18 protein-coding genes are annotated in these 18,800 nt (G+C 73.2%); 14 read left to right on the top strand and 4 right to left on the bottom strand.

Annotated elements, in window-relative coordinates; all coding sequences use genetic code 11:
• Positions 1–41: 41 nt before the first annotated feature.
• Positions 42–713, bottom strand: coding sequence for a FadR/GntR family transcriptional regulator (locus ACIOFR_RS10930; RefSeq protein ID WP_371500113.1), 672 nt, complete (start codon positions 711–713; stop codon positions 42–44).
• An 84-nt stretch (positions 714–797) separates the two neighbouring features.
• Here ACIOFR_RS10930 and ACIOFR_RS10925 point away from each other — a divergent pair, with 84 nt between their 5' ends.
• From ACIOFR_RS10925 to ACIOFR_RS10915, 3 genes are all read left to right on the top strand, one after another.
• Positions 798–2,105, top strand: coding sequence for a CynX/NimT family MFS transporter (locus tag ACIOFR_RS10925; protein ID WP_400994780.1), 1,308 nt, complete (start codon positions 798–800; stop codon positions 2,103–2,105).
• A 48-nt stretch (positions 2,106–2,153) separates the two neighbouring features.
• Complete coding sequence (locus ACIOFR_RS10920) at positions 2,154–2,276, top strand: SGM_5486 family transporter-associated protein (protein WP_400994778.1); 123 nt, start codon at positions 2,154–2,156, stop codon at positions 2,274–2,276.
• A 90-nt stretch (positions 2,277–2,366) separates the two neighbouring features.
• On the top strand, positions 2,367–2,894 hold the full coding sequence (locus ACIOFR_RS10915; protein WP_400994775.1) for a SixA phosphatase family protein: 528 nt from the start codon (positions 2,367–2,369) through the stop codon (positions 2,892–2,894).
• Between the two features lie 75 nt (positions 2,895–2,969).
• Here ACIOFR_RS10915 and serB read toward each other — a convergent pair whose 3' ends face one another.
• Entirely contained in the window at positions 2,970–4,226 is a 1,257-nt protein-coding gene (gene serB, locus ACIOFR_RS10910; RefSeq protein WP_400994772.1) for a phosphoserine phosphatase SerB, read from the bottom strand.
• A gap of 235 nt (positions 4,227–4,461) precedes the next feature.
• On the opposite strand from serB, the gene ACIOFR_RS10905 reads away from it, so the two are divergent.
• From ACIOFR_RS10905 to ACIOFR_RS10895, 3 genes are all read left to right on the top strand, one after another.
• Positions 4,462–7,056 (top strand): FHA domain-containing protein, encoded by a 2,595-nt coding sequence (locus ACIOFR_RS10905; RefSeq protein ID WP_400994769.1) that lies wholly within the window; start codon positions 4,462–4,464, stop codon positions 7,054–7,056.
• Between the two features lie 221 nt (positions 7,057–7,277).
• Positions 7,278–8,486: a GAF domain-containing sensor histidine kinase gene (locus ACIOFR_RS10900; RefSeq protein ID WP_400994767.1), complete on the top strand. Its 1,209-nt coding sequence runs from the start codon at positions 7,278–7,280 to the stop codon at positions 8,484–8,486.
• The gene (locus ACIOFR_RS10895; protein WP_400994764.1) at positions 8,479–9,135 is read left to right on the top strand and encodes a response regulator; all 657 of its coding nucleotides are present in this window, start codon (positions 8,479–8,481) and stop codon (positions 9,133–9,135) included. Before ACIOFR_RS10900 ends, ACIOFR_RS10895 begins: the two co-directional genes overlap by 8 nt.
• Before the next feature lie 22 nt (positions 9,136–9,157).
• Here ACIOFR_RS10895 and ACIOFR_RS10890 read toward each other — a convergent pair whose 3' ends face one another.
• Complete coding sequence (locus ACIOFR_RS10890) at positions 9,158–9,952, bottom strand: hypothetical protein (protein WP_400994761.1); 795 nt, start codon at positions 9,950–9,952, stop codon at positions 9,158–9,160.
• 200 nt (positions 9,953–10,152) lie between these two features.
• Here ACIOFR_RS10890 and ACIOFR_RS10885 point away from each other — a divergent pair, with 200 nt between their 5' ends.
• From ACIOFR_RS10885 to ACIOFR_RS10855, 7 genes are all read left to right on the top strand, one after another.
• Complete coding sequence (locus ACIOFR_RS10885; protein ID WP_400994759.1) at positions 10,153–10,944, top strand: ABC transporter ATP-binding protein; 792 nt, start codon at positions 10,153–10,155, stop codon at positions 10,942–10,944.
• A 128-nt stretch (positions 10,945–11,072) separates the two neighbouring features.
• On the top strand, positions 11,073–11,495 hold the full coding sequence (locus ACIOFR_RS10880) for an NfeD family protein (RefSeq protein WP_400994757.1): 423 nt from the start codon (positions 11,073–11,075) through the stop codon (positions 11,493–11,495).
• A 10-nt stretch (positions 11,496–11,505) separates the two neighbouring features.
• Entirely contained in the window at positions 11,506–12,522 is a 1,017-nt protein-coding gene (locus tag ACIOFR_RS10875; RefSeq protein WP_400994755.1) for an SPFH domain-containing protein, read from the top strand.
• Positions 12,523–12,738: 216 nt separating this feature from the next.
• The gene (locus ACIOFR_RS10870) at positions 12,739–13,503 is read left to right on the top strand and encodes a sulfite exporter TauE/SafE family protein (RefSeq protein ID WP_400994753.1); all 765 of its coding nucleotides are present in this window, start codon (positions 12,739–12,741) and stop codon (positions 13,501–13,503) included.
• A gap of 113 nt (positions 13,504–13,616) precedes the next feature.
• Entirely contained in the window at positions 13,617–13,796 is a 180-nt protein-coding gene (locus ACIOFR_RS10865) for a DUF1272 domain-containing protein (RefSeq protein ID WP_400994750.1), read from the top strand.
• Between the two features lie 18 nt (positions 13,797–13,814).
• The gene (locus tag ACIOFR_RS10860) at positions 13,815–14,114 is read left to right on the top strand and encodes a 4a-hydroxytetrahydrobiopterin dehydratase (protein WP_400994747.1); all 300 of its coding nucleotides are present in this window, start codon (positions 13,815–13,817) and stop codon (positions 14,112–14,114) included.
• A 99-nt stretch (positions 14,115–14,213) separates the two neighbouring features.
• A complete protein-coding gene (locus ACIOFR_RS10855) occupies positions 14,214–16,268 on the top strand; it encodes a PQQ-binding-like beta-propeller repeat protein (RefSeq protein WP_400994745.1) in 2,055 nt (684 codons plus the stop codon).
• Between the two features lie 53 nt (positions 16,269–16,321).
• Here the strand turns inward: ACIOFR_RS10855 and ACIOFR_RS10850 are convergent, their stop codons facing one another.
• Entirely contained in the window at positions 16,322–16,831 is a 510-nt protein-coding gene (locus ACIOFR_RS10850) for an HNH endonuclease (RefSeq protein ID WP_400994742.1), read from the bottom strand.
• Positions 16,832–17,080: 249 nt separating this feature from the next.
• Here ACIOFR_RS10850 and tyrS point away from each other — a divergent pair, with 249 nt between their 5' ends.
• Positions 17,081–18,346 (top strand): tyrosine--tRNA ligase, encoded by a 1,266-nt coding sequence (gene tyrS, locus ACIOFR_RS10845; RefSeq protein ID WP_400995326.1) that lies wholly within the window; start codon positions 17,081–17,083, stop codon positions 18,344–18,346.
• Positions 18,347–18,800: the final 454 nt, after the last annotated feature.

Below are 18,800 nucleotides of genomic sequence, written 5' to 3'. Positions count from 1 at the left end.
GCTGTCCGGGGCGGGCGGGGCGGGTCCGGCCGGGGCCGCGGTCAGCTGTCGGGGCCGCAGGCGCCGATCGCGCGGCCGGCCTCGGTGGAGGCGGCCTGGGTGTCCCGGGCCCGGATGCCGTCGATGATCCCCCGGTGGCTGAGGAAGCGGTCCGGGACGAGCTCGGGGCCGACGTCCCGGCGCAGGTGGGCCCGGGTGACCTCGCCGAGGTCGGCGTAGACGGCGGCGAGCACGTCGTTGTGCGCGGCGGCGACCACGGCCTGATGGAAGGCGGCGTCGGCCTGGACGAAGTCCTCCGGGTCCCCGGCCTCCCAGGCGGCGTCCCGGCGGGCCAGGGTGGACTCCAGCAGCTCCAGGTCCCGGTCGTTGCGGCGCAGGGCGGCCAGCCCGGCCGCCGCCGTCTCCAGGGTGGCCCGCAGCTCGGCGACCTGGGCGCCGTCGGCGTCGGCGAACCGCCGGTGCATCACCCCGGCCAGCTCGCTGGTGGCCAGCACGTAGGTGCCGGAGCCCTGGCGGATGTCCAGCAGCCCGTTGTGGGCGAGCGCCCGCACGGCCTCGCGGACGGTGTTGCGGGCCACCCCGAGCTGTTCGACCAGCTCGGACTCGGTGGGGATGCGCGAGCCGACCGGCCACTCGCCCGAGGTGATCTGTCCGCGCAGTTGCGCGATCACCTGATCGGACAGCGGTGCGCGACGCGTGGTCGACAGGGCCATGGATCGGGACTCCTTGCGGATGGGTCGAGGGGCTCCAGGATAGCGGTGTGCATTAATTCATCCCATGATTCTATGATGGTCGCTATGTCGACCGCAGCAGAGCCCACCACGACCGACGGCGCCGCCCTCCGTCCACCGCTCGACCGGCCAGCCGAGCCCGCCGCCGAGCCCTCGGCCCCGCCCGCCTCCACCCGCTCCCGGTACCTCTCCTGGCTGCTGGCCGCCGCCGTCGTGGCCGCCGCGCTCAACCTGCGTCCGGTGGTCACCAGCCTCGGCCCGCTGCTCGACCAGGTCCGCGCGGGCCTCGGCATGAGCGCCGCCGCGGCCGGCTTGCTCACCGCCGTCCCCTCGCTCTGCTTCGCGGTCTTCGGCATCGCCGCGCCCGCACTGGCCCGCCGGATCGGGCCGATCGCGGTGGTCGCCGCCGGCATGGGCGCCGTCACCGTCGGCCTGCTGGCCCGTGCCTTCACCGGCAGCACCGCGTTCTTCCTGCTGCTCACCGCGGTCGCGCTGGCCGGTGTCGCGGTCTCCAACGTGCTGCTGCCCGTGGTCATCAAGCGCTACTTCCCGGACCGGGTCGGCCCGATGATCGGCCTCTACTCGATGGCCCTGTCGGTCGGCACCTCGGCCGCGGCCGCCGCCGCCGTGCCGCTGACCACCGCCCTCGGCGGCAGCTGGCGCCTGGGCCTGGGCATCTGGGGGCTGCTCGGCGCGGTCGCGCTGGTGCTCTGGGTGGTCACCGCGCTGCTGCGGCGCGGGGGCACCGCCGGCGGCCCGGCCCGGCACACCGCCGCCGCCCGGCTGCCGATCCTGCGCAGCCGCACCGCGTGGGCCCTGGCCGCCTTCTTCGGCCTGCAGTCCACCAGCGCGTACGCGGCGATGGGCTGGCTGCCCAAGATCTACCAGGACGCCGGAGTGTCCGAGGGCGCGTCCGGGGTGCTGCTGGCGCTGGTGATGGTGGTCAGCGTGCCCGCCTCGTTCGTGCTGCCGAACCTGGCCGTGCGCCGCGGTGACCAGCGGATCTTCGTGGTGGTGCTGGGCCTGTGCGGGATCGCCGGCTACACCGGCCTGGCACTGGCCGCCGGCACCGCCTCCTGGCTCTGGGCCGGCCTGGTGGGGCTGTCCATGTGCGCCTTCCCGCTCGCCCTGACCATGATCGGCCTGCGCGCCCGCACCGCCGGCGGGGTCACCCAGCTGTCGGCGTTCGCCCAGAGCCTCGGCTACCTGATCTCGATCCCCGGCCCGATCCTGGTGGGCAGCCTCTACCAGTCCACCGGTGGCTGGTACCTGCCGCTGGGCCTCCTGGCCCTGCTGCTGGTCCCGCAGATGGCGGTCGGCCTGCGCGCCGCCAGGCCGCGGCACATCGAGGACGAGGCCCGGACTGCCGCCTGACCCCACCCGGCGGTCCGGGCCGGCCGGCGGGGATGCGAGACTGCCGGTATGCCAGTCCTCGAACCGAATCCCCAGAACGGCCAGAAGAAGCTGCTCCAGCTGCTGGGCCTGATCGCCGCGGTCGTGGTGGTGGTCGGCGTGATCGCCGCCTTCGCCGCCGACCTGGGCTGACGGTGGCACGGCGCAGCCGCTCCACTCCTGCGGGTGGCGGAGTTGTGGAGCACGCGCCCGGCGGCTGATTTTCTGCGAAGCTCTGGGGGTATGAGCGCCGATACACCCCGAAGGATCATCGTTCTCCGCCACGCCCGGGCCGACTGGCCGAACCAGGTCGCCGACCACGAGCGGCCGCTGGCCGACCGCGGCCGGCTGCAGGCCGCCGAGGCCGGCCAGTGGCTGGTCGACTCCGGTATCAACCCCGACCACGTGCTCTGCTCCAGCGCCCTGCGCACCCGGGAGACCTGGAAGCTGGTCGCGCACGAGCTGCCCAAGCGGCACCGCCGGGCCGTGTTCGAGGAACGGGTGTACGAGGCCAGTCCCGGCCAGATCATCGAGGTCCTGCAGGAGACCCCGGACGACACCGCCGACCTGCTGCTGGTCGGCCACAACCCCGGCGTGCTCGGGCTGACCCAGGTGCTCGCGGGGGACCACGGCGACACCGACGCGCTCAACCGGCTGAGGCTGAACGGCTTCCCGACCGGCGCGATCGCCGTGCTGAGCTTCACCGGCTCCTGGAAGGGCGTGGAGCCCGGGGTCGCCAAGCTCGACTCGTACCACACGCTGCCCGAGTAGCCCCGGGCACGACAAAGGGGCCGGGCCCGCACGCGGATCCCGGCCCCCGCGTGCCGCGCTCGGTCGGCGCCGCGGTCAGTCGGTGGGCGTGCCGTCCAGCTCGTCGGCCGCCTCGACCTCCTCGCGGGTGATCCCGAGCAGATACAGCACGGTGTCCAGGAACGGGACGTTCACGGCCACCTCGGCGGCCTCCTGGACCACCGGCTTGGCGTTGAAGGCCACCCCGAGCCCGGCCGCGTTCAGCATGTCCAGGTCGTTGGCGCCGTCGCCGATCGCGACCGTCTGGGCCAGCGGCACCCGGGCCTGCTCGGCGAACCGCGCCAGCCAGCGGGCCTTGCCCGCACGGTCCACGATCTCCCCGGTGACCCGGCCGGTGAACTTCCCGTCCTCGACCTCCAGGGTGTTGGCGGCCGCGAAATCCAGCCCCAGCAGCTCCACCAGGTGGTCGGTGACCTGCGTGAACCCGCCGGAGACGATGCCCACCTGGTAGCCGAGCCGCTGGAGGGTGCGGATCAGCGTCCGGGCACCGGGGGTCAGCCGGACCTCGGTGCGCACCTTCTCCACCACGGCGGCGTCCAGGCCGGCCAGCAGCGCGACCCGGGCCCGCAGCGACTCCGCGAAGTCCAGCTCGCCGCGCATCGCCGCGGCGGTCACCCCGGCGACCTCCTGCTCGCAGCCGGCGTGCGCCGCGAACAGCTCGATCACCTCGTCCTGGATCAGCGTGGAGTCGACGTCCATCACCACCAGCCGCTTGGCGCGCCGGTGCAGGCCCGCCTCGGCCACCGCGACGTCGATCCGCCGGGCCGCGGCCTCCTGGGCCAGCTCGGTGCGCAACAGCTCGGTGCCGACCCCGGAGACGGTCAGCTCGACGGCGGTCACCGGGTACTTGGCCAGCCGGAACACCCGGTCGATGTTGCCGCCGGCGTCGGAGATCCGGCGGCTCAGCGCGGCCACCGCCGTCGCGGTCAGCGGGTGGCCGAGCACCGTGACGTGCGAGCGGCCCTCGCGGCGCGGCCGGTTGTCGCCGAGGCCCGAGATGACCTCCGCCTGGAGCTTCATCTCCTCGGCCCAGCGGTGCACGGTGACCCGCAGCGCGCCCTCGGCGTCCGCCGCGGCCGGCGGCGTGACCAGCGCGCACAGCGTTATCCGGCCACGGGTGACCATCTGTTCGAAGTCGATCACGTCGACGCCGAAGTCGCCGAGCGTGGTGAACAGGCCCGCCGTGATGCCGGGGCGGTCCTTGCCGAACACCTTGACCAGCAGCGTGCGCTCGTCGGCGGTCCGGGGCTGTGAGACGGGGAGGGGCTCAGCGGCCGGATCAGTTGCGTTCATGGTGCCTCCCACGCTACCGGGCGGGGCCCCGGGCCCACCGCACCGGTCCGCACACTGGGACGGCGGCCGGACGCGCCGTGTCACCGCGCGCCACGTGGTCTGTTGCCACCAGGTCACAGTCCCGGAGGTGACTTTCAGGTACGGCCCCGCGGCTGGAATGATTCCCCCCGTCAGAAGACGTGGGCCCCCGCACCGGGGGCGGACCGGGGGACCGAGAGAGCGGGGCAGGCCGACAGTGCCGCAACTCGTACTAGAGCTCAACGGGCAGCGGCGGGTACTGGAACCCGGCCGCAGCTACACCATCGGACGGGACCCGAACTCGGACTTCCCGTTCGACGACGCCAGGGTCTCCTGGCGGCACGCCACCATCTCCTTCACCGGGACGGCCTGGCAGCTGGACGACCACGGTTCCACCAACGGCACCTTCGCCGGCGGAACCCGTACGCTGCACGTCCCGCTGCAGCCGGGCGCGGTGGTCAACCTGGGCAACCCGGACAACGGACCGCGGCTGAGCTTCTCCGCCCCGGCCGTCGCCGCGCCCGCCGAGGCGATGGGCAACATCCACGAGGCGACCACCCGGCGCACCGCACCGGGCGCCCCGCAGCCGTGGAACACCCCGCAGCCGCCGCCCGCGCAGCAGCCGCCGGTCCAGGCCCCGCCGGTCCAGCAGCAGTGGGACGCGCCCACCCCGCAGCCGGGCTTCCCGCAGCAGCAGTCCTTCCCGGCCGAGCCCGGCGAGTTCCGCACCGGCCCGCAGCACGTCCCGGTGCCGGCCCAGCAGGGCCACCCGGAGCCCGTCGGCGGCCTCGGCCACCCGACGATGGTCCGTAACCTCACCGCGGGCAGCCGCACCATCCGGATCGGCCGCGCGCTCGACAACGACATCGTGGTCTCCGACCTCCAGGTCTCCCGCCACCACGCCGAGCTGCGCCAGCTGCCGGACGGCCGCTGGGAGATCGTCGACCTCGGCAGCCACAACGGCATCTTCCTCAACGGCCAGCCGGTCCAGCGCCAGCTGATGGGCCCGCAGGACCGTCTCACCGTCGGCCACTCCAGCTTCATCCTGGTCGGCGACCAGCTGCAGGAGTTCGTCGACACCGGCGCCGTCACCTTCTCCGCCCACCACCTGACCGTCGAGGTCGACTTCAAGGGCGGCAAGAAGGTCCTGCTGAACGACGTCAGCTTCTCCGTCCCGGAGAAGTCCCTGGTCGCGGTGATCGGCCCGTCCGGCTCCGGCAAGTCCACCCTGCTGCGCGCCCTCACCGGCTACCGTCCCGCCGACCGCGGCGAGGTCCGGTACGACGGCCGCAACCTCTACAAGCAGTTCGCCGAACTGCGCTCCCGGATCGGCCTGGTCCCGCAGTCCGAGATCCTGCACAAGGAACTCACCGTCCGCAGCGGCCTCAAGTACGCCGCCCGGCTGCGCTTCCCCGGCGACACCGAGGCGGCCGAGCGCGAGCGCCGGATCGACGAGGTGCTGTACGAGCTGCGCCTCGACAAGCGGGCCGACAACCGGATCACCGCGCTCTCCGGCGGTCAGCAGAAGCGCGTCTCGGTGGCCCTGGAGCTGCTCACCAAGCCGTCCCTGATCTTCCTGGACGAGCCCACCTCCGGCCTCGACCCGGGCATGGACCGCGAGGTCATGCAGACCCTGCGCGGCCTGGCCGACGACGGCCGCACCGTCCTGGTGGTCACCCACTCGGTGGCCGAACTGGCGCTGTGCGACCGCCTGCTGGTGATGGCGCCGGGCGGCTCGGTGGCGTACTTCGGCCCGCCCGGACAGGCCCTGCACTTCTTCGGCTACGAGACCTGGGCCGACGTCTTCCAGGCCTTCGAGAACTACCCCGACCACGACTGGGCCGGCCGCTACCGCGGCTCGGTGCACTACCAGGAGTACTCGGCGGCGGTCGACGCGGTCGCCACCCAGTCCGCGCCCAACGTGCACAACCAGGTCCGGCCGCCCAAGCCGCAGAGCTGGGGCTCCCAGCTGTGGACGCTGATCCGCCGCTACCTGGCCGTCATCGCCTCCGACCGCGGCTTCCTCGCGCTGTCGGTGATCCTGCCGCTGGTGCTCGGCGGGGTCTCGGCGGTGATCCCGTCCAAGTTCGGCCTCGCCGCGGGCGACGGCCCCGCCGGGCGCAACCAGATCGCCAGCATGATCCTGCTGGTGCTCGCGTTCGGCGCCTGCCTGTCCGGCTCGGCGAACTCGGTCCGCGAGCTGATCAAGGAACGGGCGATCTACGAACGGGAACGCGCCACCGGGCTCTCCCGGTCCGCGTACCTGATGTCGAAGATCATCGTGCTCGGGGTGATCAGCTTCCTCCAGGGCGGGATCATCTCGGCGATCGGCTTCGGGGTGCGCAAACTCCCCGCCGAGGGCCTGGTGTTCAAGCACTCCCCGGCGGTCGAGATGGCCATCGCCATCATCCTGCTCAGCTTCACTTCGATGATGGTCGGCCTGGTCATCTCCGCCCTGGTGAAGACCGCCGAGAAGACCATGCCGCTGCTGGTGATGTTCGCCATCGTCCAGATGGTCTTCACCGGCGCGATCTTCCAGCTCTTCGACAAGCCGGGCCTGGAGCAGCTCGCCTGGCTGATGCCCGCCCGCTGGGGCGTGGCCGGCGCCGGCACCACCCTCGACCTGGCGCACATCGCGCCGGTCGCCCAGGCCAAGCCGCCGGCGGCCGCGCCGATCGACGCCCTGTGGGACCACTCGGCCGGCATCTGGGTGCTCAACTGCCTCGCCATGGTGGTCATCTCGGTCGGCCTCGCGTTTCTGATCCAGCGCCTCCAGCGCCGGCACGAGCCCGAGGTCATGCAGAAGGGCTGACCGGCCCCCGCCACTCCGGCCCCACCGGCCACCCCGGCCCCACCGGCCACCCCAGCACCGCCGACGGGCGGCGCCCCGCACCGGGCGCCGCCCGTCGGCGCACCCGGGCCGCCCCGGGCCCGCCCCCGGGTCCTACGCCGCAGGTCCCGGGCCGCTGGTCGTACGACCGTCCCGGCCATCGGCCGACGCCCGGCCCGCCGACCCGGCGGTAGCGTGGTCGCATGTCCCCGGAACCGGCCGTCCCGCCCGAGCAGGTCAGCGCCTGCGACCCGTGCCTCGGCGGCATCGAGGCCATCAGCACGGCGGTCCTGGCGATGAGCCGCCACCTGGAGGTCCGCGAGGTCCTGCGCCGGATCACCGCCTCCGCCCGCACCCTGCTGAACGCCGAGTACGCCGCCCTCGGCGTCCCCGACGACCACGGCGGCTTCGCCCAGTTCGTGGTGGACGGCGTCAGCGACGAGCAGTGGAAGGCGATCGGCCCGCTGCCGCGCCAGCACGGCGTCCTCGCCGCGATGCTCCACCGGATGACCCCCACCCGGCTCACCGACGTCCGGCAGGCCCCCGACTTCGGCGGCTGGCCCCCGGCCCACCCGGAGCTCAAGGACTTCCTCGGCATGCCCATCGTCGACGGCACCGAGATCGTCGGAGCGCTGTTCCTGGCCAACAAACAGAGCCACCCCGCTGCCGCCGCACCCGGCAGCTGCGGCCCCCGGCCCGGTTTCACCGCCCACGACGAGGAACTGCTGCGGATCCTCACCGCCCACGCCGCCCTCGCCCTCGGCAACGCCCGCCTCTACGAGCGCAGCCGCGAACTCACCCTCGCCGGCGAACGCGCCCGGATCGCCCACGACCTCCACGACGCCGTCTCGCAGAAGCTCTTCTCGCTGCGCCTGACTGCCAAGGCGGCCGCCACCCTGGTCGACCGCGATCCGGCCCGGGCCCGCGCGGAACTCGCCGAGGTCGCCAAGCTCGCCGCCGAGGCCGCCGACGAACTGCGCGCCGTGGTGGTCGAGCTGCGCCCGGCCGCGCTGGAGGAGGACGGTCTGGTCGCCACCCTCGCCTCCCAGGTGCAGGTGCTCGACCGCGCCCACAGCGCCGACGTCAGCTTCCGGCAGTGCGACGTCAGGGCGCTGCCGCCGGCCCGCGAGGCGGCGCTGCTGCGGGTCGCCCAGGAGGCCCTGCACAACGCGCTGCGGCACTCCGGCGCCGAGCGCGTCGCGGTCTCCCTCACCGGCACCGCGAGCCGCGGCGCGGTGCTGCGGATCACCGACGACGGCTGCGGCTTCGACCCGGAGTCCGTCCGCCGCGGCGGCCGGCACCTGGGACTGGTGTCGATGCGCGACCGTGCGGCCTCCGTCGGGGGCCGCCTCACCCTGGAATCGGCCCCCGGCAGGGGGACCGTGGTCGAGATGGAGGTCCCCGGTGCCTGACACCGACGCACCGATCCGCGTGCTGCTCGTCGACGACCACCAGGTGGTCCGGCGTGGCCTGCGGACCTTCCTGGAGGTCCAGGACGACATCGAGGTGGTCGGCGAGGCCGCCGACGGTGCCGAGGCCGTCGCCAGGACCCAGGAACTCGGCCCCGACGTGGTCCTGATGGACCTCAAGATGCCGGGCGTGGACGGCATCGAGGCGCTGCGGCTGCTCAAGGAGGAGGGCAGCCCGGCCCGGATCCTGATCGTCACCAGCTTCACCGAGCACCGCACCATGGTCCCGGCGCTGCGGGCCGGCGCGGCCGGCTACGTGTACAAGGACGTCGACCCCGAGGCGCTGGCCGGTGCGATCCGCTCGGTGCACGCCGGACACGTGCTGCTCCAGCCGGAGCTGGCCGCGGCCCTGCTCTCCGACGGCAACCCGCACGTCCCCCAGGGCCGGGGCGGCACCCTGACGGACCGTGAGCGCGAGGTGCTCGGCCACATCGCGGCCGGCCGCTCCAACCGCGAGATCGCCCGCTCGCTCCACCTGTCCGAGAAGACGGTCAAGACCCACGTCTCGAACATCCTGATGAAGCTGGACGTCGCCGACCGCACCCAGGCCGCCCTCTGGGCCGTCCGCAACGGCGCGGCCGGAGAGCTCTGACGCCCCGCCCCGGCCTGCCGCGTCAGCGCTCGTCGACCATCGCGTTGTACGCGGCGACCTGGGCCCGGCGGGCTGTGCGCTCCAGCGGCGCCAGGGTGGCCCGGCGGGCGGCCATCTCCGAGGCGCTGACCGCCGCGCCGTGGCTGCCGGACGCGATCGACAGCAGCGCCGAGACCTGCCGGGCGGACTCCAGGATCCGGACCGCCCGCGGCGGGTAGCCGGGCGCCAGCAGTTCGGCGTGCCCGCGCCGCCGGTACGCCTCCAGCGCCCGCAGCGTCTGGGGCCCGGCGCCGGCCACGTCCAGGCGGGCCAGCAGCGCGGTCGCCTCGCGCAGCCCGTCGGCCAGCTCCCGTTCGGCCTCGTGCAGCGAGGGCACGTCGGCGGGCGGCGCGTCGTTGACCTCGGCGCAGCGCCACAGCACGGTGGCCGAGCGGTCCCCGGCCGGCCCGAACACCTCCACCTCGGGCACCAGCCCGAGCGGCACCCCGACGGCCAGCACGGCCTCGCCGGCGCCGAGCGCCAGGTCGTTGAAGGCGGCCGGCCCGGTCAGTCCCAGCGGGTGCCCGGTCGCCGGCAGGGCGAGCCGAAGTCCCTTCACCCCCAGCACCCGCAGCCGCCCGAGCGCCCAGGTGAGCCCGTGCAGCTCGCCCGGGGCGTCGCCCGGCAGCCCGGTCACCCGGTGGCTCTCGTCGGCGTCCAGGACGGCCGCCGCCGCGTCGTCGGGGGAGGCACCGCCGTGCAGCAGGGCGTTGCCCCAGGCGGTCAGCCGGCCCGATCGCGGCTCTTCGTACGGATTCTCGGAAGGAGTAGCGAGCATCCAGCCAGCCTACGGACAACGCCGACATCGGGGTGGCGTAGGTTTGGCCTGTGCTGCGTGCGCCGCACCCGCTCCCGACCGTCCCAGTGGTGGAGCGGGCTGCCCGCCCGCGCCGACTGTCGACACGAGTGGACCGCACCCCGAGGACCTTCGCGCAGGTCACAGGGGCGGACCGAAACTGCATTGGGGAAGGCGTAGGCATGAGCGACGTGCTGGAGCTGGTGGACGTATCCGTGGTCCGGGAGGGGCGCGCACTCGTCGATCAGGTGTCCTGGTCGGTCGCCGAGGGCGAGCGCTGGGTCATCCTCGGCCCGAACGGAGCCGGCAAGACCACCCTGCTCCAGATCGCCGCCACCTATCTCTTCCCCACCGCCGGCGCCGCCGCCGTGCTGGGCGAGAAGCTCGGCGAGGTCGACGTCTTCGAGCTGCGCCAGCGGATCGGGCTGGCCAGCGCCGCGATGTTCGAGAAGCTGCCGCCCGAGCAGACCGTGCTGCAGTGCGTGCTCACCGCCGCCTACGGCATGACCGTCAGCTGGCGCGAGCAGTACGAGACCACCGACGAGCAGCGCGCCCTGGCCCTGCTCGACCGCCTGGGCATGTCCGGCTACACCGACCGCAAGTTCGGCACCCTCTCCGAGGGCGAGCGCAAGCGCACCCTGATCGCCCGCGCGCTGATGACCGACCCCGAGCTGCTGCTGCTCGACGAGCCGGCCGCCGGCCTCGACCTCGGCGGCCGCGAGGACCTGGTCCGCCGCCTCGGCGCGCTGGCCCAGGACGAGTACGCGCCGTCGATGGCGATGGTCACCCACCACGTCGAGGAGATCGCCCCCGGCTTCACCCACGTCCTGATGATCCGTCAGGGCAAGGTGCTGGTCGCGGGCCCGCTCGACACCACGCTGACGGCGCGCAACCTCTCGCTCTGCTTCGGCCTGCCGCTCACCCTGGAGCGTCACGGCGACCGCTGGTCGGCCCAGGGCCTGCCGCTCGGCTGAGCTCCGGAGCGCGCCACTGAACAACTGAACTTCGGCTGAAGCGGACCGGTCGTACGTGCGGCCGGTTTCCGCTGCTCCACCTGCGGGAACCTTCCGCCGCAAGACCGTTCCCTCCCTAGGATGGACCCGTGGACAGCTGGATCTGGTGGCTCCTCGCCGCCGTCGGCCTGGGCATACCTCTGGTGCTCACGGCCATGCCCGAGTTCGCCATGTTCGCGCTCGGCGCCGGCGCGGCGGCGCTCACGGCCGCGCTCGGAGCGGGGGTGGTCCTCCAGTTCCTGGTCTTCGTGGGGGTCTCCGTCGCACTCCTGGTCGTGGTCAGACCGGTGGCCTACCGCCTGCTGCGGAAGGGGCCGGAGATCCGCACCGGCGTCGACGCCCTGCCGGGCGCCTCGGCGGTGGTACAGGAAAGGGTCGACGCGGAGGGCGGGCGGATCAAGCTCAACGGCGAGATCTGGTCGGCCCGCGCACTCAACCCCGGCAGCGTCTACGAGCCGGGGCAGCAGGTCGACGTCGTCGAAATCCAGGGCGCTACCGCCCTGGTCGTCTAGGGGGAGAGTCGTGGAACCCGTCCTTATCGTCCTGGTCGTCCTGGTCGTGGTGGCCTTCATCGCACTGATCAAGACGATCCAGGTCATCCCGCAGGCCAGCGCCGCGATCGTGGAGCGCTTCGGCCGCTACACCCGCACGCTCGGTGCGGGCCTGAACATCGTGGTGCCGTTCATCGACACCATCCGCAACCGCATCGACCTGCGCGAGCAGGTCGTGCCGTTCCCGCCGCAGCCGGTGATCACCTCGGACAACCTGGTCGTCAACATCGACACCGTCATCTACTACCAGGTGACCGACGCCAGGGCCGCGACCTACGAGGTCGCCAGCTACATCCAGGCCATCGAGCAGCTCACCGTCACCACCCTGCGCAACATCATCGGCTCGATGGACCTGGAGTCCACCCTGACCTCCCGCGAGGTCATCAACGCGGGCCTGCGCGGCGTGCTGGACGAGGCCACCGGCCGCTGGGGCATCCGGGTCAACCGGGTCGAGCTGAAGGCGATCGAGCCGCCGACCTCCATCCAGGACTCGATGGAGAAGCAGATGCGCGCCGACCGCGACAAGCGCGCCGCGATCCTCACCGCCGAGGGCTCCCGCCAGGCGGCCATCCTCCGCGCCGAGGGCGAGAAGCAGGCCGCCGTCCTCCAGGCCGAGGGTGAGGCACAGGCCGCGGTGCTGCGCGCCGACGGTGAGGCCGCCGCGATCCGGACGGTGTTCGAGGCCATCCACGAGGGCGACGCCGACCAGAAGCTGCTCGCCTACCAGTACCTGCAGACCCTCCCCGAGCTGGCCAAGGGCGACTCCAACAAGCTCTGGATCATCCCGAGCGAGGTCGGCGACGCGCTCAAGGGCCTCGGCGGCGCCTTCACCGGCCTGACCGGCGGCGGCAACGGCGCGGCCCCGGCCGCGGGCCGCGTCCCGGTGGACCCGGCCGCCGGCCCGCGCCCGGTGGACACCGACACCAAGTCGGCCGCCCGCCCGCGCGTCGAGCCGACCCGCGAGTACCCGAAGCTCGACCCCGAGTGAGCTGACCGACGCCCCGCCCCGCCGAGGGCCCGCCCCGCGCACCGCCGGGGCGGGCCCTCGGCCGTGTCCGGCGCCGGCCCGGCCGCGGACGGCCCGGCCGGGAGCCCCGGTCCCCGCGCGCGAACGCGGGGCCGTCCGCATCCTGGAGGTGCCTGGCCGCCCACCGCCGTCCTCCGGCATGATCGGTGCCGACAGGACCGAGCGAGGGGATGACCGATGACACTCTGGGAGGGTGTGGCCGTACTGGTCGCCGGAGTCGGCGCCGGGACGATCAACACCATCGTCGGCTCGGGCACCCTCATCACCTTCCCGGTCCTGCTGGCCGTCGGCCTGCCGCCGGTCACCGCGAACGTCTCCAACACGCTCGGCCTGGTCCCCGGCTCGCTCAGCGGCGCGATCGGCTACCGCCGCGAACTGACCGGCCAGGGACGGCGGCTGGCCCGGCTCTCGGTGGCCTCCCTGATCGGCGGACTGATCGGCGCGGTCCTGCTGATCAGGCTCCCCGCCAAGGCCTTCGACGCGATCGTCCCGGTACTGATCCTGCTGGCGCTGGTGCTGGTCGTGCTCCAGCCCCGGGTCGCCCGCGCGGTCGCGGCCCGCCGTGCGGAGGCCGGCCCGCCGGCCGCCGAGGTCGGCCCGGTGCTGTTCACCGGCGTGCTGCTGGCCGGCGTCTACGGCGGCTACTTCGGCGCGGCCCAGGGCGTCCTGCTGCTCGCCCTGATGGGCATGCTGCTCCAGGACACGATGCAGCGGATCAACGCCACCAAGAACGTGCTCGCCATGATCGTCAACGGTGTGGCGGCGGTCTTCTTCCTCTTCACCTCCACCATCGACTGGACCGCCGTGCTGCTGATCGCGGTCGGCTCGGCCGCCGGCGGCCAGCTCGGCGCCAAGGTCGGCCGGCGCCTGCCGCCGCAGGTGCTGCGCGGGGTCATCGTGGTGGTCGGCCTGGTCGCGGTGACCCGGATGCTGCTCAGCTGACGCACCAGGCGGACTCGATCCGGGCCCGCCACCCTGGACGGGCGGATCGTCCGGTCCGCCGCCGTCCGCACCGCGGTGCTCCCGTACCGCCGAACCGATCCCGGAGGACCCCGATGGCCCTGGAAATGCGCGAGATCTGCGAACGCTGCGAGGTGTCGCTGAAGGCGGCGGACGCCGCCTTCATATGCTCCTACGAGTGCACCTTCTGCCCGGACTGCACCGCGGTGATGGCCGCCACCTGCCCCAACTGCGGTGGTGAGCTGCTCGCCCGCCCGCGCCGGGTCACCGCCTGAGACGACGAGAGGGACCCGATGACCAGCAGGGCCAGGCTGACCGAGGACGAGATCACCGCCGGCCTGGCCGGCCTGCCGGACTGGCGGCGCGAGGACGGCTCGATCGTCCGCACCGCGGAGACCGCGAGCTTCCCCACCGCGATCCGGGTGGTCGACGCCGTCGCGGTGGAGGCCGAGCGGCTGGACCACCACCCCGACATCGACATCCGCTGGCGAACCCTGCGCTTCGTCCTGTCCACCCACAGCGCGGGCGGCCTCACCGGACTCGACCTCACCCTCGCCGCCGTCATCGACGAGGCCCTGCGCGCCGCGGCCTGACCACCGGTCAGGGCCCGTCCCGCCCGGTACCGACCGATGCGCCCCGTTCGCCGTGAGATGCTGACCCACGGCAGCAAGCAGTCGGGACGGACGGAACGCATGGCTCAGGACCAGCCCCCCACCTCCGACCAGGGGTACCCGCACGACGCCACCGGCCAGCAGCCGGTCGGCTACGACCAGCAGGCCTGGTACCCCCAGCAGACGGAGGCCGCCGGCACCCCGTGGACGCCCGAGGCCGGCTACCAGCAGCCGTACGCGGCGCCCGCCGGGGCCCAGCCCTGGCAGCCGGGCGACCAGTGGGAGACCGCGGCCCCGCAGCAGCAGCCCGACCAGTCCGGCTACTACACCGGCTACCCCGCGGACTCCTACGGCTACCAGGCCGGGTCCGGCTACCCGGGCGTTCCCGGGAACGACCAGCAGCTCTACGCCCCGGCCGGCACCGGGGACGGCTACGGCGGATACCTCCCGTACGAGCCGTCCCCCGCCACCGAGTTCGGGACGGGCTACCCGGACGCCACCCCCGCGCAGCCGTACGCGGACCCCGCCCAGGGCTACACCGGGACGGAGGCCTACGCCGGGACGGACCAGGGCTACACCGGGACGGAGGCCTACGCCGGGACGGACCAGGGCTACACCGGGACCGACCAGGCGTACCCGGGTGCCGCGGTGCCCGCCCGGCCCGTCGCACCGCCGCAGCCCGTCGGGCGGCCGTCCTTCCCGGGCAGCGCCGGGGACGCCGACGCCGAGGGCACCGCAGGGCGCACCGAGGGGCCGGCCGGGCCGGGCAAGGGCACGCTGATCGACCGGGCCAGGGCCGCCGCGGGCAACGTCGTCTCCGGCGAGCACGCCCCGAGCCGCCGCGCCCTGCTCCTGCGCGCCGGCGCCGGCGTCGCGGCACTGGCGGTGCTGGTGACGGCCGGCGTGCTGGTGACCGGCGAGGACGGCGACCCGGGCACGGCGGCCGCGGACGTCCCCGTCAGCCAGAACATCTCGGTCGCCCACGAGCGGGCCTGGGCCGCCCAGCCCGCCGCCGCTCCGGCCGACGGCACCGACGACACCCTGGTCGGCAGCTGGCTGCTCGCCGACGCGGTGGTCCGCGCCGACGGCTCGGGCGTGCAGGCCTACGGCCTCGCCGACGGCAAGCCGACCTGGTCCGTCCCGGCGCCCGCGGCGGGCGCCGTGCCGTGCGGACTCAGCCAGGGCGTCAACGCCAAGGGCCTGGGCGCGGTGCTCTTCCGGCCCGCGGCCGACCCCAAGACCCCGTGCACCATGCTGAGCGTGGTCGACACCAAGACCGGCAAGGGCACCTGGACCAAGACCCTGTCCGAGTCGAAGGACCCCTACACCGCGCACGTCGCCGTCACCGACGACAAGGTGATCGCGATCGGCGAGGACAGGGTGGCGGCCTGGGCGGCCGAGGACGGCAAGGACCTGTGGCAGTACGCGGGCCAGGGGAAGTTCTGCACCCTGTCCGGCGGCGCCGGCGGTGCCACCGTCGTCCTGCACAGCAGCTGCGCCGACTCCGCCCCGGTGGACCAGGCCGTGGCCCTGAACGCCAACGACGGCAAGGTCACGTGGTGGCGCGGCCTGAACAACCAGCCGAAGACCGTCACCGTGCTGTCCGCCGAGCCGGCGGCGGTACTCACCACCGGGGAGAAGCCCGCCGACGACCGGGTCTTCGCCTGGGGCCCGACCGGCGATCCCGCCGCCGAGATCCCGGTGACGGCCGACGGCGGCCGGCTCGACGTCACCCGCGGCACCTTCGACGCCGCACCGGCCGTGTACTTCCACGAACACACCATGATCGCCACCGTCGGCCCGGCCGACGGCGGCGCTCCGGCGGTGGTCGCGTACGACCTCACCACCGGCAAGTCCGTCTGGCGCACGGCCGTCGCGGAGAAGAGCAAGTCCCGGGCCGTCGGCCTGGACGCCGGGGGCCTGCTGCTGGCCGTCGACGAGCGCCTGGACCAGCCCGCCCACATCAGCCGCTTCGCGCTGGCCGGCGGCCAGGAGACCCAGGGCGGCGCGTTCCCGCAGGGCACCGGCTCGCTGCTCACCGCCGGGCGGCTGATCAGCGGCGGCGACAAGGTGGTGGCGGTGCCGGAGCACGCCAACAACTTCGGCGTCGCGACGGCCTTCCGCAGCAAGGGCTGACGGGACGCACAGGGTGGGCCGACCTGTCCCCCGACCGGGTCGGCCCACCGGCTCTAGGCGGTGGCGGGCAGCCAGGCCGCCAGGTCACCGAGGTCGCCCTCGCGCAGCCCGAGCGCCAGCATCAGGGTGGCCTCGGGCGTCGGCTCGAACGGCCGCCGCAGCAGCGTCATCCCGGCCTGCTCCGGAGTCCGGTCGGCCTTGCGCTGGTTGTCCTCGGCGCAGGCCGCGACGGTGTTCAGCCAGCTGTCGGCGCCCCCGCGCGACCTCGGCACGAGGTGGTCCACCGTGCTCGCCCGGCGCCCGCAGTAGGCGCAGACGTGCTGGTCGCGGACCAGCACCCCGCGCCGCGACCACGGGGCCCGTTGTCGGAACGGCACCCTGACGTAGCGTTGGAGTCTGATCACCCGGGGCACCGGGATCGACACCCCGGTACCGCGGACGACCCGCAGCGGATGGGCCTGCTCGACGACGGCCTTGTCCTGCAGTACGAGCACCACGGCGCGCTTCAGCGAGACCGTGGTGAGCGGCTCGTAGCTCGCGTTCAGAACCAGCGTGTTGCGCATCTTCAGGCCACCTCCCTGCAGACCGTGCCGACGGCACGGCCGCCCTGTCACCACCCCTGCGGCGGTGGCTCCACTGTGACCGTGAGCCACCCCGGGTAACAACGGAATTTCCGCGCTCCCGGGGCGACCGGCCGAAACCCCCTGGCCACGACCGCGTACTCTCTACAACGCTGGAGTCGTCCAGGCACACGGCCCGAGGGAACGGGCCGACCGGCGTGCCGGGCGCCCGATCCAAGGAGAAGCGTGACCGTGACGGACATCGTCGACGAGCTGCGGTGGCGTGGGCTGATCGCCCTGTCCACCGACGAGGACGCACTGCGCAAGGCGTTCGCGGACGGCCCGGTCACCTTCTATTGCGGCTTCGACCCGACGGCCCCGAGCCTGCACCTCGGCAACCTGGTGCAGATCCTCACCATGCGCCGCCTCCAGCAGGCCGGAAACCTCCCGCTCGGCCTGGTCGGCGGCGCCACCGGCCTGATCGGCGACCCCAAGCCGACCGCGGAGCGCGTCCTCAACGACCCCGAGACGGTCTCCGCCTGGGTCGACCGCCTGCGCGGCCAGATCTCCCGCTTCCTCGACTTCGAGGGCGAGTTCGCGGCCCGCATGGTCAACAACCTGGACTGGACGTCCGGGATGTCGGCCATCAGCCTGCTGCGGGACGTCGGCAAGTACTTCCGCGTCAACAACATGATCGCGAAGGAGGCCGTCGCCCGACGGCTCAACTCCGACGCCGGCATCAGCTACACCGAGTTCAGCTACCAGATCCTTCAGGGCATGGACTACCTGGAGCTGAACCGCCGCTACAACTGCACCCTGCAGACCGGCGGCAGCGACCAGTGGGGCAACCTCACCGCCGGCAGCGACCTGATCCGCAAGGCGGACGGCAAGTCCGTCCACCTGCTGGCCACGCCGCTGATCGTCAAGGCCGACGGCACCAAGTTCGGCAAGACCGAGTCGGGCACCATCTGGCTCGACCCGGAGCTGACCACCCCCTACGCCTTCTACCAGTTCTGGCTGAACGCGGACGACCGGGACGTCTCCAACTTCCTGCGGATCTTCTCCTTCCGTTCCCGGGAGGAGATCGAGGAGCTGGAGCGCGAGACCGCGGAGCGCCCGGCGGCCCGTCTCGCCCAGCGCGCTCTCGCCGAGGAGCTCACCTCCCTGGTGCACGGCGCCGACCAGTACGAGCGCGCGGTCGCCGCCTCCAAGGCCCTGTTCGGGCAGGGCGAACTGGGCGACCTGGAGCCGGCCACCCTGGCCGCGGCCCTCGCCGAGGTGCCCAAGGCCTCGGTCACCGAGCTCGGCCAGGTCGTCGACCTGCTGGTCGAGGTGGGCCTGGCCCCGAGCCGCTCCGCGGCCCGCCGCACGATCAAGGAGGGCGGCGCCTACCTGAACAACGTCAAGGTCACCGACGAGGAGGCCGTGCCGGCTGCCGCCGACCTGCTGCACGGCCGCTGGCTCGTCCTGCGCCGGGGGAAGCGCAACCTGGCGGCCGTCGAGCTGACGGCGGGCTGACCGCGGGATGACCATGACGTGCTGACGGCGAGCCGCCCGCCGGTCGGCCGAGAACAGACCCAAGTTGACCTGCGCACTCGGGGGAGAGGGGCCGGATCCAGCCAGATCCGGCCCCTCATGTTTGACTCGACCGACACCTCGGCGTAACGTAGTCCGAGTCGCCTGAACGGCTGAGGCCGAAAGCGACGAACCCCCAAACTCTGATGAGCGACTCGTCGCGCACCTTTTCCATTCCGATCGGAATGGAAAAGCGGGCCGAATAACTCTGCTAGAGTTGGGAGCGCCGAAAGGCAAAAGCTAATCGGATGAATGAAGCCCCGGAAAACGGAGCGGAAAACGTCTGGTAAGCTGGGAAACACGAACGAAGCGCCCGGAGGGCCCGCTGGAAGGCGGTCCGAAGGAAGTGTCCGTTCCTTGAGAACTCAACAGCGTGCCAAAAGTCAACGCCAGATAT

It is taken from the genome of Kitasatospora sp. NPDC088346, from assembly GCF_044740765.1.
GTDB lineage: Bacteria > Actinomycetota > Actinomycetes > Streptomycetales > Streptomycetaceae > Kitasatospora.
The sequence above is the reverse complement of the archived record's forward strand: the minus strand, read 5'-3'. Positions and strand labels throughout refer to the sequence as shown.

Excerpts from the sequence above, each read along its gene's own strand:
- ACIOFR_RS10930 (WP_371500113.1), bottom strand. The coding sequence starts at position 713 with ATGGCCCTGTCGACCACGCGTCGCGCACCGCTGTCCGATCAGGTGATC.
- ACIOFR_RS10925 (WP_400994780.1), top strand. The coding sequence starts at position 798 with ATGTCGACCGCAGCAGAGCCCACCACGACCGACGGCGCCGCCCTCCGT.
- ACIOFR_RS10920 (WP_400994778.1), top strand. The coding sequence starts at position 2,154 with ATGCCAGTCCTCGAACCGAATCCCCAGAACGGCCAGAAGAAGCTGCTC.
- ACIOFR_RS10915 (WP_400994775.1), top strand. The coding sequence starts at position 2,367 with ATGAGCGCCGATACACCCCGAAGGATCATCGTTCTCCGCCACGCCCGG.
- serB (WP_400994772.1), bottom strand. The coding sequence starts at position 4,226 with ATGAACGCAACTGATCCGGCCGCTGAGCCCCTCCCCGTCTCACAGCCC.
- ACIOFR_RS10900 (WP_400994767.1), top strand. The coding sequence starts at position 7,278 with ATGTCCCCGGAACCGGCCGTCCCGCCCGAGCAGGTCAGCGCCTGCGAC.
- ACIOFR_RS10890 (WP_400994761.1), bottom strand. The coding sequence starts at position 9,952 with ATGCTCGCTACTCCTTCCGAGAATCCGTACGAAGAGCCGCGATCGGGC.
- ACIOFR_RS10885 (WP_400994759.1), top strand. The coding sequence starts at position 10,153 with ATGAGCGACGTGCTGGAGCTGGTGGACGTATCCGTGGTCCGGGAGGGG.
- ACIOFR_RS10870 (WP_400994753.1), top strand. The coding sequence starts at position 12,739 with ATGACACTCTGGGAGGGTGTGGCCGTACTGGTCGCCGGAGTCGGCGCC.
- ACIOFR_RS10865 (WP_400994750.1), top strand. The coding sequence starts at position 13,617 with ATGGCCCTGGAAATGCGCGAGATCTGCGAACGCTGCGAGGTGTCGCTG.
- ACIOFR_RS10860 (WP_400994747.1), top strand. The coding sequence starts at position 13,815 with ATGACCAGCAGGGCCAGGCTGACCGAGGACGAGATCACCGCCGGCCTG.
- ACIOFR_RS10855 (WP_400994745.1), top strand. The coding sequence starts at position 14,214 with ATGGCTCAGGACCAGCCCCCCACCTCCGACCAGGGGTACCCGCACGAC.
- ACIOFR_RS10850 (WP_400994742.1), bottom strand. The coding sequence starts at position 16,831 with ATGCGCAACACGCTGGTTCTGAACGCGAGCTACGAGCCGCTCACCACG.